At 45.1% G+C, this 13,357-nt stretch carries 14 protein-coding genes and 1 pseudogene; 1 reads left to right on the forward strand and 14 read right to left on the reverse strand.

All coding sequences use genetic code 11. The features are described from left to right. Positions 1-10 precede the first annotated feature (10 nt). The 13 genes from ACP4IT_RS00460 to ACP4IT_RS00520 form a co-directional block, all read right to left on the reverse strand. Positions 11-262 carry a hypothetical protein gene (locus ACP4IT_RS00460; protein WP_051053371.1) on the reverse strand — a complete coding sequence of 84 codons (252 nt, stop codon included), beginning with the start codon at positions 260-262 and terminating at the stop codon, positions 11-13. Continuing rightward, positions 255-1,979 (reverse strand): cation:proton antiporter, encoded by a 1,725-nt coding sequence (locus tag ACP4IT_RS00465; RefSeq protein WP_051464022.1) that lies wholly within the window; start codon positions 1,977-1,979, stop codon positions 255-257. Before ACP4IT_RS00465 ends, ACP4IT_RS00460 begins: the two co-directional genes overlap by 8 nt. Positions 1,980-2,054: 75 nt before the next feature. Then, positions 2,055-2,408 (reverse strand): iron-sulfur cluster biosynthesis family protein, encoded by a 354-nt coding sequence (locus ACP4IT_RS00470; protein ID WP_011667607.1) that lies wholly within the window; start codon positions 2,406-2,408, stop codon positions 2,055-2,057. 32 nt (positions 2,409-2,440) lie between these two features. Next, positions 2,441-3,544 carry a lactate oxidase gene (locus ACP4IT_RS00475; RefSeq protein ID WP_156646573.1) on the reverse strand — a complete coding sequence of 368 codons (1,104 nt, stop codon included), beginning with the start codon at positions 3,542-3,544 and terminating at the stop codon, positions 2,441-2,443. A gap of 171 nt (positions 3,545-3,715) precedes the next feature. Continuing rightward, positions 3,716-4,363, reverse strand: a complete 648-nt coding sequence (locus tag ACP4IT_RS00480; RefSeq protein ID WP_051464023.1) for a TetR/AcrR family transcriptional regulator — start codon at positions 4,361-4,363, stop codon at positions 3,716-3,718. A gap of 38 nt (positions 4,364-4,401) precedes the next feature. Next, positions 4,402-5,580, reverse strand: a complete 1,179-nt coding sequence (locus ACP4IT_RS00485) for an ABC transporter permease (protein WP_015473700.1) — start codon at positions 5,578-5,580, stop codon at positions 4,402-4,404. Then, positions 5,577-6,302: an ABC transporter ATP-binding protein gene (locus tag ACP4IT_RS00490; protein ID WP_011667610.1), complete on the reverse strand. Its 726-nt coding sequence runs from the start codon at positions 6,300-6,302 to the stop codon at positions 5,577-5,579. The genes ACP4IT_RS00485 and ACP4IT_RS00490 overlap by 4 nt, the downstream gene beginning before the upstream one ends. A 491-nt stretch (positions 6,303-6,793) precedes the next feature. Continuing rightward, positions 6,794-7,051, reverse strand: coding sequence for a hypothetical protein (locus ACP4IT_RS00495; protein ID WP_011667611.1), 258 nt, complete (start codon positions 7,049-7,051; stop codon positions 6,794-6,796). Between the two features lie 89 nt (positions 7,052-7,140). After that, positions 7,141-7,821, reverse strand: coding sequence for an N-acetylmuramoyl-L-alanine amidase (locus ACP4IT_RS00500; protein ID WP_011667612.1), 681 nt, complete (start codon positions 7,819-7,821; stop codon positions 7,141-7,143). A gap of 91 nt (positions 7,822-7,912) precedes the next feature. Then, complete coding sequence (locus ACP4IT_RS00505) at positions 7,913-8,173, reverse strand: Mor transcription activator family protein (RefSeq protein ID WP_011667613.1); 261 nt, start codon at positions 8,171-8,173, stop codon at positions 7,913-7,915. Positions 8,174-8,281: 108 nt separating this feature from the next. Continuing rightward, on the reverse strand, positions 8,282-8,533 hold the full coding sequence (locus ACP4IT_RS00510; RefSeq protein ID WP_426855144.1) for a Mor transcription activator family protein: 252 nt from the start codon (positions 8,531-8,533) through the stop codon (positions 8,282-8,284). 210 nt (positions 8,534-8,743) lie between these two features. Further along, positions 8,744-9,142 carry an arsenate reductase (thioredoxin) gene (gene arsC / locus ACP4IT_RS00515; protein WP_011667615.1) on the reverse strand — a complete coding sequence of 133 codons (399 nt, stop codon included), beginning with the start codon at positions 9,140-9,142 and terminating at the stop codon, positions 8,744-8,746. Next, positions 9,139-9,723, reverse strand: coding sequence for a TetR/AcrR family transcriptional regulator (locus ACP4IT_RS00520; protein WP_011667616.1), 585 nt, complete (start codon positions 9,721-9,723; stop codon positions 9,139-9,141). The genes arsC and ACP4IT_RS00520 overlap by 4 nt, the downstream gene beginning before the upstream one ends. A gap of 185 nt (positions 9,724-9,908) precedes the next feature. On the opposite strand from ACP4IT_RS00520, the gene ACP4IT_RS00525 reads away from it, so the two are divergent. After that, on the forward strand, positions 9,909-11,912 hold the full coding sequence (locus ACP4IT_RS00525; protein WP_156646571.1) for an ATP-binding cassette domain-containing protein: 2,004 nt from the start codon (positions 9,909-9,911) through the stop codon (positions 11,910-11,912). A 134-nt stretch (positions 11,913-12,046) separates the two neighbouring features. On the opposite strand, the pseudogene ACP4IT_RS00530 reads toward ACP4IT_RS00525, so the two are convergent. After that, positions 12,047-13,344 (reverse strand): annotated as a pseudogene (locus ACP4IT_RS00530) (TIGR03766 family XrtG-associated glycosyltransferase); the annotation flags it as partial. Positions 13,345-13,357: the final 13 nt, after the last annotated feature.

Genomic DNA, 13,357 nt, shown 5'->3' on the forward strand with positions numbered 1-13,357 from the left:
CAATCGATTATTAACTTAAAAACGCCTGTTGGTTTTGAATGTAGCCTGTTTCATCAAACACAATTTCTTGTTGGAGCTGTTGCGCCAGCGTCGCCGGTATCTGGCCCTTTTTAAAAGCAGCTTGTACTAATTCATACTGGACGTGAAAAGCTTGTAAAAATAGCTCGTACACGATATCCGAATCAGCAGGAGCTAAATTCATCTGGCGATGACGTTCGTGATAATAACGACGCACCACATCCACGGCTGCACGATTATCCACCGTACGCTCTGCCGTCAATTGCTGCGTGATAGCCGCTCTTTTCCAGTGGTCGAATTGACCGCCCCTTAGCCGTAAACTGGTCAGCCCAATACCGTTGCTCCATCACTAACGGCGACGTCATAAAGGTCTCCTGCGCTGTCTGAATATCGTGGGAAACGTGCCCCATATGCAGACCAAACCACAGCCGTAATCCTAGATTGCGCCACCAAATCTGATCAACCGTAAAGCGACTATAGGTCAAGAATTTCAGGTAATCTCGCTGCTCATCCGCTGTTATTTTACCTTGGACCCGTAACGTCGTCATCTCTTGCTGCTCTGCCAAATCCGCCTGGCGGAATAAGGCTCGTTGTTGTTGCTTTTTAAAACCCTGCTGTTGTTGTAATTGCTGCCGTAATGCATCAATAACAATCTGGGCTTCACTAGACGTTGTAACTTGCTGTTCTAACTGCGTAATTGCCGCTAATTTCAGGCGCTTGCTCCAACTTGCTAAATCATCAACTTTGTCTTCTTCTGAACCAACAATCCGGGGCAAGACAACGGTCGGAACCAATAAACTCAATAAGATGACAACCGCCGCCATAAAGATCAACGATCCCCGTAAATTAATGGTGAGTGGTAGTGAAAAGGCTAATGCTAACGTTATGGTTCCATTGGCACCGCTCAATGCCATTAACCAACTATCAAGCCACCGATGTTGGCTCGGCTTATGCATCCAAACCAAATAACGGGACCAGATTAACCGTAATCCCAATTTGATCACGTAGATAAGTCCCCCAGCCAGAACTAATTGCCACCAAGGAACCAACGTGTTCTGTAAAGCTGACTGCCAAACCAAAGGCAGTGAAATGCCGAGCAACACAAAGACCAAGCTCGATAACATTCCGTCAATCATTTCCCAAACATTAGCACTCACCAACTGCATCCGACTTGCAGTCAACCGCAGTTTTTCTCGTTCAACCCCTTGAATAATTCCGGCCGCCACCACGGCTAAAATTCCAGAAACACCCATGATGGTCGCTAAGTAATACAGTAAAAACGGCATTGCCACTTCGATGGTAACCAAGATCAGTGGCGTGTCATCCCTCTGACGGATTAACCATAAACGTACCTGTGCAATGACCAAGCCCAGGATTGCCCCAACCAATAATCCCCCTAAGAACTCTCGCCCAAAGTCAACCACTGCAGTGCCTAATGAGAATTGACCTGACAAATACGTGGCCAAGGCTAAGTCAAACGCCACAATCCCAGAAGCATCATTAAACAGCGATTCATTTTGTAAGATAATCTGTGGAATCGTGAACTCGTCTGATGCCGGAACAATCGCACTCACTGCTGCCGCGTCGGTTGGCGTCACAATAGCGCAGAGGGCCAAGGCCAAGCTCAGTGGTAGGAACGCAAATAATTGATGTAAGATGATCCCCACGAATAACACGGTTACGATGACCAAGACAATTGCCAGCGAAAAGATATTCACAATTCCCCGCCCAACCCAATAACGTGAGACATTTTCGGCCTCGTTATACATGAGTGGCGCAATGATGGCAAAAGTAAACACATCCGGGTTGAATTGAAAGCCGTGATAGAGTGGCAGAAAAGAAAATATCAGTCCGAGGCCTATCAAGATGAAGGGCAACGGCAACCGCTGATAATGCCGCCCCAAAACATTTCCCACAACAACGGCCACTAATAATAGCAGCACCAAAAACACAATTTTCATCCAATTCCTCCATTAATCAAAGAAAAGCAAGGCCCGTTAGTCTTCGCCACGGAGACAACGGTCCTTGCTTTTAGATTACACGTTATGCGACGCATCTACAATCTCAACGTTATCATCAATCATTTCATTACCCGATAATTGAATCGTTCCGTAAGTTGTATTCAACGTTAGCCGCATACGCTCATCCAATAAACTGGTTGAATACCCTTTAACGTACCACGTTCCTAAGTTCGTTGTCAGTGACGCTTCATAATCGGTCATCGGCATGTCAGCCGCAATAATGACAATTTGAAAGTCCACCTGTAAGGCAATTAAACCGTGATGCGAGTATGGCCCTACCCCATCGTTGTAGCTGAGTAAAACCCGTTTATCCGGCCCAAGCTTTGACAGCAATTTAGCTTGAACCGCAGCATCGATCTCTAATTCCACACCAATCGCCTGCTTTCTATTTCAGATTAGGCCTAATGGCGCAGTAACTTCGCCTGCTTAACGTCTTCAATGGTTTTCGTTCCCGCCAACTGCATATCAATTAGGAGTTCGTCGTTTAAGTGATTAATCACTGAAGTCACGCCTTGAGCACCACCCAAAGCTAAACCATAAATTACTGGTCGGGCCAAGGCCACCAAATCAGCACCATTGGCTAGTGCCTTAAAGACATGTGAACCCCGGCGAACGCCACTATCAAAAATGATGGGTACCCGGTGATTAACCGCTAAGGCAATATCGTGTAACACATCAAATGATGCTGGACCACCGTTTAACTGTCGACCACCATGATTGGATACATAAATTCCGGCTGCACCAGCGCCAATTGCGGTCATGGCATCTTCCACGGATTGGATACCCTTAACAATCACCGGCAAATGTGTATATTCTGTAATCCGCCGAACGTCATCCGCATTAATCTTCTGCGCAGCGGCCGCGTAAATTTCTTGAATTCCCTTGCCCTTACCATCGCCTTCACTGAACTTTGTCAGATTAGCCATTGGAATTGGGAATTGGAACTTATTAACGATATCGGATTCACGATAGCCATCCACAGTCGCATCAACTGTCAGGATAATCGCCTTCACATTTGCCTTAATGGCCTCATCTAACAGACTTTCGTTGAAGTGCCAATCCTTGCTCATATATAGCTGGAAGAATTGCGGTGCTCCCTGACCTGCCGCCGCCGTATCAGCAATTGAGGTAGAAGAATACGTACTCTGCGCCATCAAAGCACCGGCTGCGGCAATTCCTTGTGCCGTTGCCATTTCACCCCGTGAATGCGCCAAACCTTGGGCAGCTGCCGGTGCCATCATAATCGGCGTTTGTAGATCTACCCCAAAAATCTGGGTCTGCGTGCTGGGATGTTCAATATTGGTCAAGGCACGGGGGATAATCTGAACATGATTAAAGGCCTCTGTGTTTTCCTTTAACGTCCATTCATCTTCGGAACCACCACTGATATAACCAAATCCTCCAGCTGGAATAATTTGCTTGGCTCGTGCTTCCAGGGACGGTAAATTCAAAATATCTAAAGATTCTTCGCGATCACTTTGTTCATAACCATTAATCATTGTCATCAGATCATCACTCCTCAATCATTGATGTGTTTTTTATAAGCACAGGTAGATAATAACACCTAGAATTATTTTGTCAACACTTACTAAAAATAAGTACCAACTTTTGACCCTTTTACCAGCTCAATTTTATCGTGCACAGCAAAAAGGCCACAATTACTCGTGGCCTTTGACTTATTTATGAATAAGTCGAATCAGTTGTTCCGTAATTCGTTGTAAATCAGCGGTCTCGTTGCTATCACTCACTGGCATATAGGTTGTTTGAATGCCATAGCCGACAATTTGACCGATAAACGACCGAATTAAATCGGCCGCTTGAATATCGTCACGCAATTCTCCGGTCTGGCGGAAAGTCGTCATAATTTTATTGAAGGTCGCAAAATTACCAACCCCAACAATTTTAATGAATGACTGGCGAATTTCAGCATTAGTCATCATCTCAACGGCAAATATTTTCACAGCCTCACGATTAGCTTTAAAGAAGGCGTACCGATCTAATACGACGAAATGGACCTTTTCCGCCAATGTTTGTGGTCGTTGAATTCCCGCCACAAACTCATCCCGGTAAACCGGAAAGAAGTTGTCCATTACTGGCTGAAGAATTGCCAATAACAAATCCTGTTTCGTTTTAAAATACTTAAAGATCGTTGCTTGACTGATACCAGCACGATCAGCAACGGCTTGCGTCGAGGTGCCATCAAATCCTTGATCGGCAAAGAGTTCCAGCGCGGCTAATAGTGCAACTCGTTTGCCCCGTGGCATTTTTTGCTGGTCCAACCAGTCACGATAATTTCGAAACATATCCGTTGCCAAGCTTGTCACTCCTTTTTAACAATCCATTCACCTATTCTACCTGACTTTTAAACTTTCCGGTAGCGCCGCAGCCCCACGATGTTTAAAACCGTTAGGACAATCAAAAATCCCAGTAAAACAGCAATATCACCACCGAGGTTAAAGATTGAGGTACCCCGCATAATAATCTCGTTAACGGCGTCCCCCGAGTATTTAAGCGGAATAATGTAGGAAATGTCTTTGACCCAATCAGCCATTGAATCTAAGGGAATGATTCCGGAGAAAAAGACCTGGGGAACCACCACCAACGGGATGAACTGCATCATTTGAAATTCAGAGTTGGCAAATGTTGATAATAAGATCCCAAAAGCTAAAGCGACTAGTGCCAACAAGAGGTTGATTAACACCACGCTCACCAAGCTGCCGACGACTTCAATCCCCAGCAACCAAACCGTTACCAGCACAATCAGTACCGTTTGCAGAATAGCTAGAATACCGTAACTCAGCATATACCCAAAGACAATCGACGATCGTTTCACGGGAGTTGCCAGCAGTCGATCGAGCGTCCCTGTCGTTCGTTCTTTTAACAGCGCCATTCCCGAAATTAGGAAAACAAAGAAGAAAACGAAGAAGCCCATCAAAATTGGCAACATTTTAGCAAAATACCCGGTGTCCTGATCACCATAAACGTAGTGGTTCGTTACCTTTGGTGCACTATTGAACTGACTGGTTTTCGGCGTCACCGCGTTCGCGTGGTTGGTGACTGACGCTGTCGGACCATTAGCTGCTTTTTGAGCCAGCGCCAGTTGTGTTTGCAGTTTTGCCATCGCCGTTGTGCTTTGCTTAAGCGCCGATTTCAATTGTGAAATACTGGTTGCCGTTAAGGCATTTTTGAATGCCAGCTTAACAGCAGTCGTCTTACTTGAATCGGTATTGGCATAGGTCAGATCATAGTTCTTTCCCGACTTTTGAACGATAGCATCCACCGTTTCTTGGTTCAACGCGTGTTTCGCGTCTGCTTTAGTATCATAGCTCTTAACGGTAACGTGTTTCAGGCTTCCCAGTTCTTCATTAAGCTTCGATGAGACAGAAACGGTGGCTACATTAACATCAGTGGTCGAATTGGTATTAAAGATCACGCTCATCAACAACATAATTAGGATGGGTGCCACAAACATTAACGCCAGCGTTCGTTTATCCCGAAATAATTCTTTTAGCACTCGGTTCATAATCGCAATGGTTCTCATGCTTCCACCCCCTCTGCCTTTAAGAAGACATCCTCAATCGTGGCAACACCGTACTGTTCTTTTAAGGCAGCCGGTCGATCAAAGGCCATCACTTTGCCATCAAGCAACAGAGCCACGCGATCAGCTAACTCGGCTTCATCCATCACGTGGGTCGTAATCAAGATACTACGTCCCGCATCCCGTAGCCGTCCAAGTTCGGCCCAGATTTGTCGCCGGAGTGCTGGATCAATCCCCACGGTTGGTTCATCTAAAATTAAGAGTTCCGGATCACCTAATAAGGCAATGGCTAATGATAAACGGCGTTTCATCCCACCGGAGTACCCGGCCACGCGTTTGTTCAGGTCTGGTGTTAAATCAACCACCTGGGCCACGTGACTGATGGCCTGGTTCATATCCGCTGTTTTAATGCCCTTCATCAGTCCAAAAAACTTTAAATTCTCTTGTGCCGTTAACGTCTCATATAAGGCATCTGTCTGGGCCATGTAACCAATTTGACCTAACAATTCTCGATTAGGCATCGTGGTCCCTAACACCGTAGCATTGCCACCACTAGCGACTTCCATCCCCAATGCGACCTTAATAACGGTTGATTTACCAGCACCGGATGGGCCAATTAGACCAACAATTTCACTGCCGTTAACTGTCAAATTAATATCCTTTAGCACTGTTTGCTCACCAAACTTCTTAGCTAAATGACTTAATGCAATCATAGTCATTGCCATATGAACACTCCCTTAATTAAAGTGAGTGATTACTCACCTAAATGATCTAAATAATAGCTATTTTTAGCCTCAAGTAGGTAAAAATAGCTAGGTGAGTGATTACTCACCTTTGGTGCTTCTAATATACCACGTCTCTGGCGTAAGTCAATATAAGTCCACAAAAAAATACTGCGGATTCAGATTTGATCTAATGATCTAATCTTGAATCCGCAGTATTTTACGCTAGCTAGTTCGTGATTATATAACTTGATTATAGCCAGCTTGAAATCCTCAGCCTGTGATGGGGTAAAACTCTTGCTAACTCAAAATTTTACATAAATTGTTCACTACACTTAAAACAGCACTCTTAGTTGCGTATCGTTTCCGGCAGGAAAACAATTATCCGTATTGTTTTGAATTACCAACAGTCTCTACTATCACTACACACAACCTACTTGGTCACATAAAACTTTTCGACCCGCAAAACTGGTTGGTCTTTCACAGGTTACTTTCTAACCTGTTTGTCGGTTGTGTTGCAAATAATTCCGCACGGTCCGTTCAGCCAAATCATACTTTTGACTCAGCTGATGGATCGAGCAACCTTGCTGGTAATCAAACTGAACGTGTTGAAGCGTAACATCATGCCGTACCAAATTCAACGGAAAATTGGCCGTGCTCCCCCGAAAATTCATAAAAACTTTCAAAGTTGCTTCTTCACCAATAACATCCGCTAACTCCTGATAAATAACTTGCCAATCGCTATGAGCCATTCACTCCACCTCATCGTTCTAAATATTTACGCAAAAAGGGTGTCGAGAAATCCCCCTTGATTTCTCGACACCCCCAATTATAATTAACCTCACCGAATATTTCCATACGTAATTGCTTCAATATCTGCCTTCGCAATTTTACCAATATTTTTACGAATATGAGCCATATCCGTCCGATTCGTAATGAACCCCGTCTCAATTAAACTATAGTCAATCCCACGTTTTCGCAAAACATTACAGTTTTTCAGGTCTGTTCGATAACTATAGCCATGATAGGCCCGATTCAAGCCAACATACTTTTTAATCACCTGCGCCAGTCGTTTATCACGTGCCGTTGGCCGCCGCTTGTGAATAATCACATGACCACCATGACCACCGGCTGCATCCAAATGAAACATAACGACGGTGGCATGGCGGTTTAGCTTGTAGGACCCTTTATGGTAGGTCAATGTATCCTTCACAATATCCTGTTTAGGATTATAAAACGTCACCTGACTATGTTTGACTTTTATGGCATACTTTCTCAGCTGAGGCAATAAGTGCTGCCGCAAAAACGTTGCCTCCGTGGTGCCATTGCCTCGCGCACCACTATCACCGGCTCCGTGCCCCATCACTAAGATATATTGGTGCTTAGTCGGTGCCTTGACCGTCCGATTGACCCTGGGTTTTACTGCTTTAGTAGCAGCTGTCGCCGTTAAGGCCTGTCCGGTTACTACCACCACCGTCAACACAATTATGATGCACCAAGTGGCCTTCCACCACCGTTTCACACCCGTCACTCCTCATTTACTCGACTGATTAATTTTATCCATAACTATTTTAACACCTATTGATTCACAATTACGGAACCAGTTACTTTAGCTACTGATCCGTTTTTGCCTGTTTTAACTCTTGTTTCACCCAACGTTGCGTATAACCATACGTATCGGCAAGTTCTTTAACCGTCATTTCCGGATAATGTCGACGAACCGCCTTGGCCGCGCCTTCTCGATCATAAAGCTTCATCGGCAAGCTCAACTGAGTCCCCCGGAATTCTTGGTAAAACTTCATCATCAAATCATCGCCCAACAAGTCAGCCAGTTTTTTATAAGTTGCTTGTAATGCATCATTATCTACTTCCACAAAATTCCACCACCTAAATGTTTTCTTGATATCATCATAGTAGCAAATCTTTATGGCAGATAAAAATTCGTTCGACATTACACTTTGCAAGTCAAATTGATTGTATGATTACTTCACTTTTTCCCGTAAATAATTACGGACCGTCCGATCGGCTAGTTGATACTTATGTGCCAACTCATGAATCGTCATCCCCACCGTATAGTCTTGCTGAAAACGCGTTACCAGCGCTTGGTGCGTCAGCAAACGTAACGGAAAGCTCACACTACTCCCTCGAAAATGCTGATAAACTTTACGCGTAGCCGTCTCCCCAATAATATCCGCCAATTCCTGATAAACTATTTGCCAGTCGTCTCGTTTCACATCCCCGACCTACCTTTTCTACAACTCTCACAATCCTGATCGCCAATTTCTAACAATCGTATCTACTATATTCTTGTCGATACCGTTAAAATTTGCAACTGGCAACCCGCCATAACTTTTTTGACGGTTAAACATTTATCAGATAACCGTTATAGAAAAAATCCCCGTCTTTGCGCAAGGCAACTGTCAGGGATTCTTATTAACGGCATACTAAATTTCTTTAATATGCCTAGCAATTTCATCACGAACCTGCCGAAAAATTAATAAACGTTCGGCCACACTTCCTGTAGCCTGAGCTGGATCAGCTAGTGGCCAGTGAATTCGCTTAACCGTGGCTGGGGTCACGGGGCATCTATCCCGCGCATCGCCACACAACGTCACGACCAAATCACACTGTCTTAAATAACCAAGATCAATGACCGTTGACGTCTGCTGCGAAATATCAATGCCAATCTCAGCCATCACCTGAACGGCTAGTGGGTTTAGGCCATGCGCTTCTATTCCGGCACTTGCAACGTACCAACTGGGATCTAGTAAATCACGGGCTAACCCCTCTGCCATCTGACTGCGACAGGAATTTCCTGTACACAAAAAATAAAGCCGTTTCATTGCGCCCCGTGCTCCTTTCCTGCCAAACCATACAAACACAAATCCTCTAACTGAACCATCATCGTCTCCGACAAAGGCCCCTCCGCGATAGCTTGGGCCTCCATCATTTGAATAAAGAGTCGCGCCGCCTGATCACTAATTTCGCCGCGTACTAGTCCACTTCGTCGCCCATCGGCAATGATCAACTGCCAGAATTCATCTTGCCATTGGTTGACTTGCGTTCTTAGCTCCGGGTGGCGATGGGAAAATTCAAAAAATTCGTGACCCACGTGTGAAGAAAATTCATCACGTAAATTGGCTGCATATCGCAAAAACGCGTGTAATCGTTCTTGAAAACTCAAGCTCTGATCCTTGGCGAGGACCATCATGGCCGTCATATGTTTTTCAAATAAGCGTTGTACCACAGCCATCACGAGGTCATCCTTCGTGGGAAAATACTTGTACATCGTCACAAAAGAAATCCCTGCGGCCTCACTCACCGCTTTAACACTGGTCTCTTGAATGCCTTGCGTACTCATTAGCTCAAAGGCTGCATCCACTAATTTTTGTCGATTTATTTTTTTCTTCGTCTCTCGTTTCATGACTGACCACCTCCCACGTCAACTTAAAGTCGTCTTAGTGTACCACATTTCACCAAAACATTAAATATTTCAATTTTATGTTAAAGTAATTTGACTTTCAAATCCGTCAAGCGTAACCTAGGCTTCACAAAAGTTAAACAGAAAAATATGATGTTAAACCTTAACACATTAAGAGGAGCGAGCGAATGGCGACTTTACAGTTAAAGGATATCCACAAGTCCTATTATTTGGGTAAGGAAGAATTTCCCGTCTTAAAGGGAATTGACTTAGATTTCAACCTAGGTGAATTTGTTTCTATCTTAGGTGAATCTGGTGGTGGTAAATCCACATTAATGAATATTATTGGCGGCTTGGACCGAGAATTCCAAGGTGAAGTCCAGCTAAAGGGTAAACCTATCGATCACCGCAATGAAAAATCATTGGATCGATTCCGGCGGGAAACGATTGGCTACATCTACCAAGCTTACAATTTAGTCAACCACTTAACAGTCCTCGACAACGTCTTGATTTCATTAGACATGACGACTTTGACTAAGGAACAGCGGGTTGACCGGGCAAACCATCTGCTGGAACGCGTCGGGTTGGCCGAGCAGGCTAAGAAATATCCTAACCAATTATCTGGTGGACAAAAGCAACGGGTCGCCATTGCGCGGGCCTTGGCAAGCGATCCCCAGATCATCATTGCCGATGAACCAACTGGTGCGTTGGATTCACAAAATACGGTTGAAGTTCTCGACATTTTAAATGATATTGCCAAAGAAGGTCGACTGGTCATTACCGTGACCCACTCACAAGCCGTGGCGGATGCTGGGACCCGGATTGTCCAGCTGGTCGACGGCAAGATCGACAGTGATACCTCAATCCGACAGCCTTATCCAGTGACTGGAGATGCTGAGCGCTTAACGGCCCGTAAGCTTCCGGCCCGGGTCAGTTACCAAACCGCCTTCAAACATTTTAAGTTCACTTTTGGTCAAAATTTCTTAATCATGCTGGGAACTGCTATTGGTCTGTTTGCGGTCATTCTCTTCTCAGGATTAGGCAACGGCTTGAGTGGCTATATCAACGAACAGATCACTAATGTGGCGAACCCCCAAGTCGTTTCCGTTTCCCGTCATACAAGGTCAACCAGTAATGCCAACAAGCAGCAGACACAGGCTGAAAGTCAGCGGGCAGCAATGGGGATGGGAACCACCACAGCCAAGCCCAAAACCTTTAGTCAGACACAAATCAGTCAGATCAGACAGCTCAAACATGTGACTAAAGTCGAAAAAAGCTACTCACTGACTGATGTTAAGATCAAGCATGGTAAGAAGTCAGTCACCACTAGTACCGCATCCAACTGGACCAGTTCTGCAACGACGTCTTCCATCAAAGTCGGTCACAAACCTCAGGCTGGCGAGATTGTCCTTGATAAAACTGCGGTTGCTAAACAGCTCAATAAAAAGGATTGGAAATCACTAATTGGTAAAACCGTTACGGTTAGTTATTCCACCGCTAACGCGAATAATCGACCTACCAAGGTGACCTTTAAAGCCAAAGTAGCGGGTATCGCTGAAAGTTCCACTGGGGCGATGTCAATTACAGCGGTTAACACCAACACCTTGGTCAAGGCTCTCAACAAGGCCAACGTTAGTACTAAGCCGGCCGCTCTAGCCGTTTCTATTGATAAGCTGGGGAGTGTCAACGGTGTGGTTAAGCAAATTAATAAACTCAAAAATGACGGCACCAAATTATATGCCGCCACATCAATTACTAGTTTGATTAGCACCGTTCAGACGTATGTTCACTTAGCTTCTTCCATTCTAGCCGCCATTGCCGCCATTTCCCTGATTGTCTCTGCACTGATGATCATTGTCACCATGTACATGTCCGTTAGTGCGCGGACCAAGGAAATTGGGATTTTACGCGCTTTAGGTGAAAGCAAGGCTGATATTCGGCGCCTGTTCATCAGTGAATCCCTCATTATTGGTGTTCTGAGTGCCGTACTGGCAACGGTGATTGCATTAGGCTTAGGTGCATTAGCTAATACGATGTTATCTAAGATTGCGTCATATGCCTTTATTCAGATTACCCTTGGCAATATCATCACAACTTTTGTGATTGCCATCGTGATTGCCCTCATCGCGGCTTACTTACCAGCCCGCCATGCGGCAAGTCTGAATCCGATTGACGCGCTAAGCGCCGATTAGGTTACCCCGGATAAAACCCAAAAAAGGAGTCTGAGACAAAAGTCTCAAACTCCTTTTTGTGTTGCCAAATATCTGGTGCCAAAACGTATGTCAAAAGGCAACTGGTTTTGCTCTTTTCTGCCGTCAGCTTACCTTCACATACTCTCTTCGTCAGCAGCTATTGCCGCGGCTAACTTTTCAGTATACCAACCCCACAGTTGTCGCACATTGGCCACCGCTCGGTCGAACGAAAAAGTTGCTAGTAGTAACAGACACGGTAAATATTGAATTAAGTATCGACTACGACCACCTTCGAACAACAGTAAAAATAAGAAGCCGCCAACCATCGATAATCGTAGAATTTGAATGACGTGTCGCTGTGGCCCAAATCCCAATGCAATGATGCTTAACAGCATAATCCACCAGAATTGCGCGATAAACCGAAAATCAGCGATATGCCGCCCATACAGATAGAGGAAATTCTTTAACTTGTTACTGATCCCCCGATTATTTGGCCGCTGGTTATCATGAAAGAAGTGTCCTTCTTTCAGCCAACCAAAGGTACCATCGGCCGTATTATTTCGTTGTTTCTTAACCAAAAAGGTCAAGTAGCCGATCGGTCCCAGCTTCTTTAATCGCTTCGTCAACATGGTAACAGAGTAGTCCGTTTTTTGCTTAGATGTTGGTAATACTGCCATCTGAACAGCTTGTTTGGCACTATAGCCGCCCGAGCCATAGACCCCCATCGCCATAAAGTGAATGGCTGGAATTGCCCGCGCTTTGTTCAACTGAATATAAGTCTGACTCTGGACTTTCTGGTTAGCATACTGATACGTATGCCAAGCGCTTCCACCGACCATGACTAGGAGGGCTACCGCCATAAACCATACCTGATCTGATACTGGTTTACGCCGAATGAGCCACGCCAGCAACTCAATAATGACAATCGCAATGACCGGGATAATGGCAGAAGGCTTGATAAAGTATGTCAACGTCACGCTAATACCAAAGCCGTTCGCTGCCAGCACGCGCACTAACGCGGGTAACGCGCGGGTAACGCGGACTTACGCATCGCAAAATAGCAGAGCAGATAAATTGAAACCAGTGGTAATCCCCAAGCATCGGTGTACGGCATAATAATGCTGGGAAAAACCGCTAACCAGCCAACATGCAGATAGATGGCTGCCCCCAATGCTCGCGGTCGCACTAACCACACGCTAATCAAGTTGCAGATTACCGACAGATCCACAAAGAATAGCGTTACAAAATCAAAAAACAGCCACGAGGTTTGACCCGTTAGTTCGGTTAGCCAATGCATAAACAACATGATTGGCAGGTTGTTTTGGTTCAAACTGTAATAAGCCATAACATTGACTTCTTGGACATGTTTGGCACTGGTTGCCGCATAATGAAGCATCCCGGCATCAAAACCACTGGCCGGATGAACAAAGATGATTAAGAAAATT

Origin of the sequence: Levilactobacillus sp. LN180102 (assembly GCF_050106635.1) — a bacterium.
In the GTDB taxonomy this organism is placed as follows: Bacteria; Bacillota; Bacilli; order Lactobacillales; family Lactobacillaceae; genus Levilactobacillus; species Levilactobacillus brevis.

Coding starts and splice junctions, on each gene's coding strand:
- ACP4IT_RS00465 (WP_051464022.1), bottom strand. CDS start 1,979: ATGAAAATTGTGTTTTTGGTGCTGCTATTATTAGTGGCCGTTGTTGTG.
- ACP4IT_RS00475 (WP_156646573.1), bottom strand. CDS start 3,544: ATGACAATGATTAATGGTTATGAACAAAGTGATCGCGAAGAATCTTTA.
- ACP4IT_RS00485 (WP_015473700.1), bottom strand. CDS start 5,580: ATGAGAACCATTGCGATTATGAACCGAGTGCTAAAAGAATTATTTCGG.
- ACP4IT_RS00490 (WP_011667610.1), bottom strand. CDS start 6,302: ATGGCAATGACTATGATTGCATTAAGTCATTTAGCTAAGAAGTTTGGT.
- ACP4IT_RS00495 (WP_011667611.1), bottom strand. CDS start 7,051: ATGGCTCATAGCGATTGGCAAGTTATTTATCAGGAGTTAGCGGATGTT.
- arsC (WP_011667615.1), bottom strand. CDS start 9,142: ATGAAACGGCTTTATTTTTTGTGTACAGGAAATTCCTGTCGCAGTCAG.
- ACP4IT_RS00520 (WP_011667616.1), bottom strand. CDS start 9,723: ATGAAACGAGAGACGAAGAAAAAAATAAATCGACAAAAATTAGTGGAT.
- ACP4IT_RS00525 (WP_156646571.1), top strand. CDS start 9,909: ATGGCGACTTTACAGTTAAAGGATATCCACAAGTCCTATTATTTGGGT.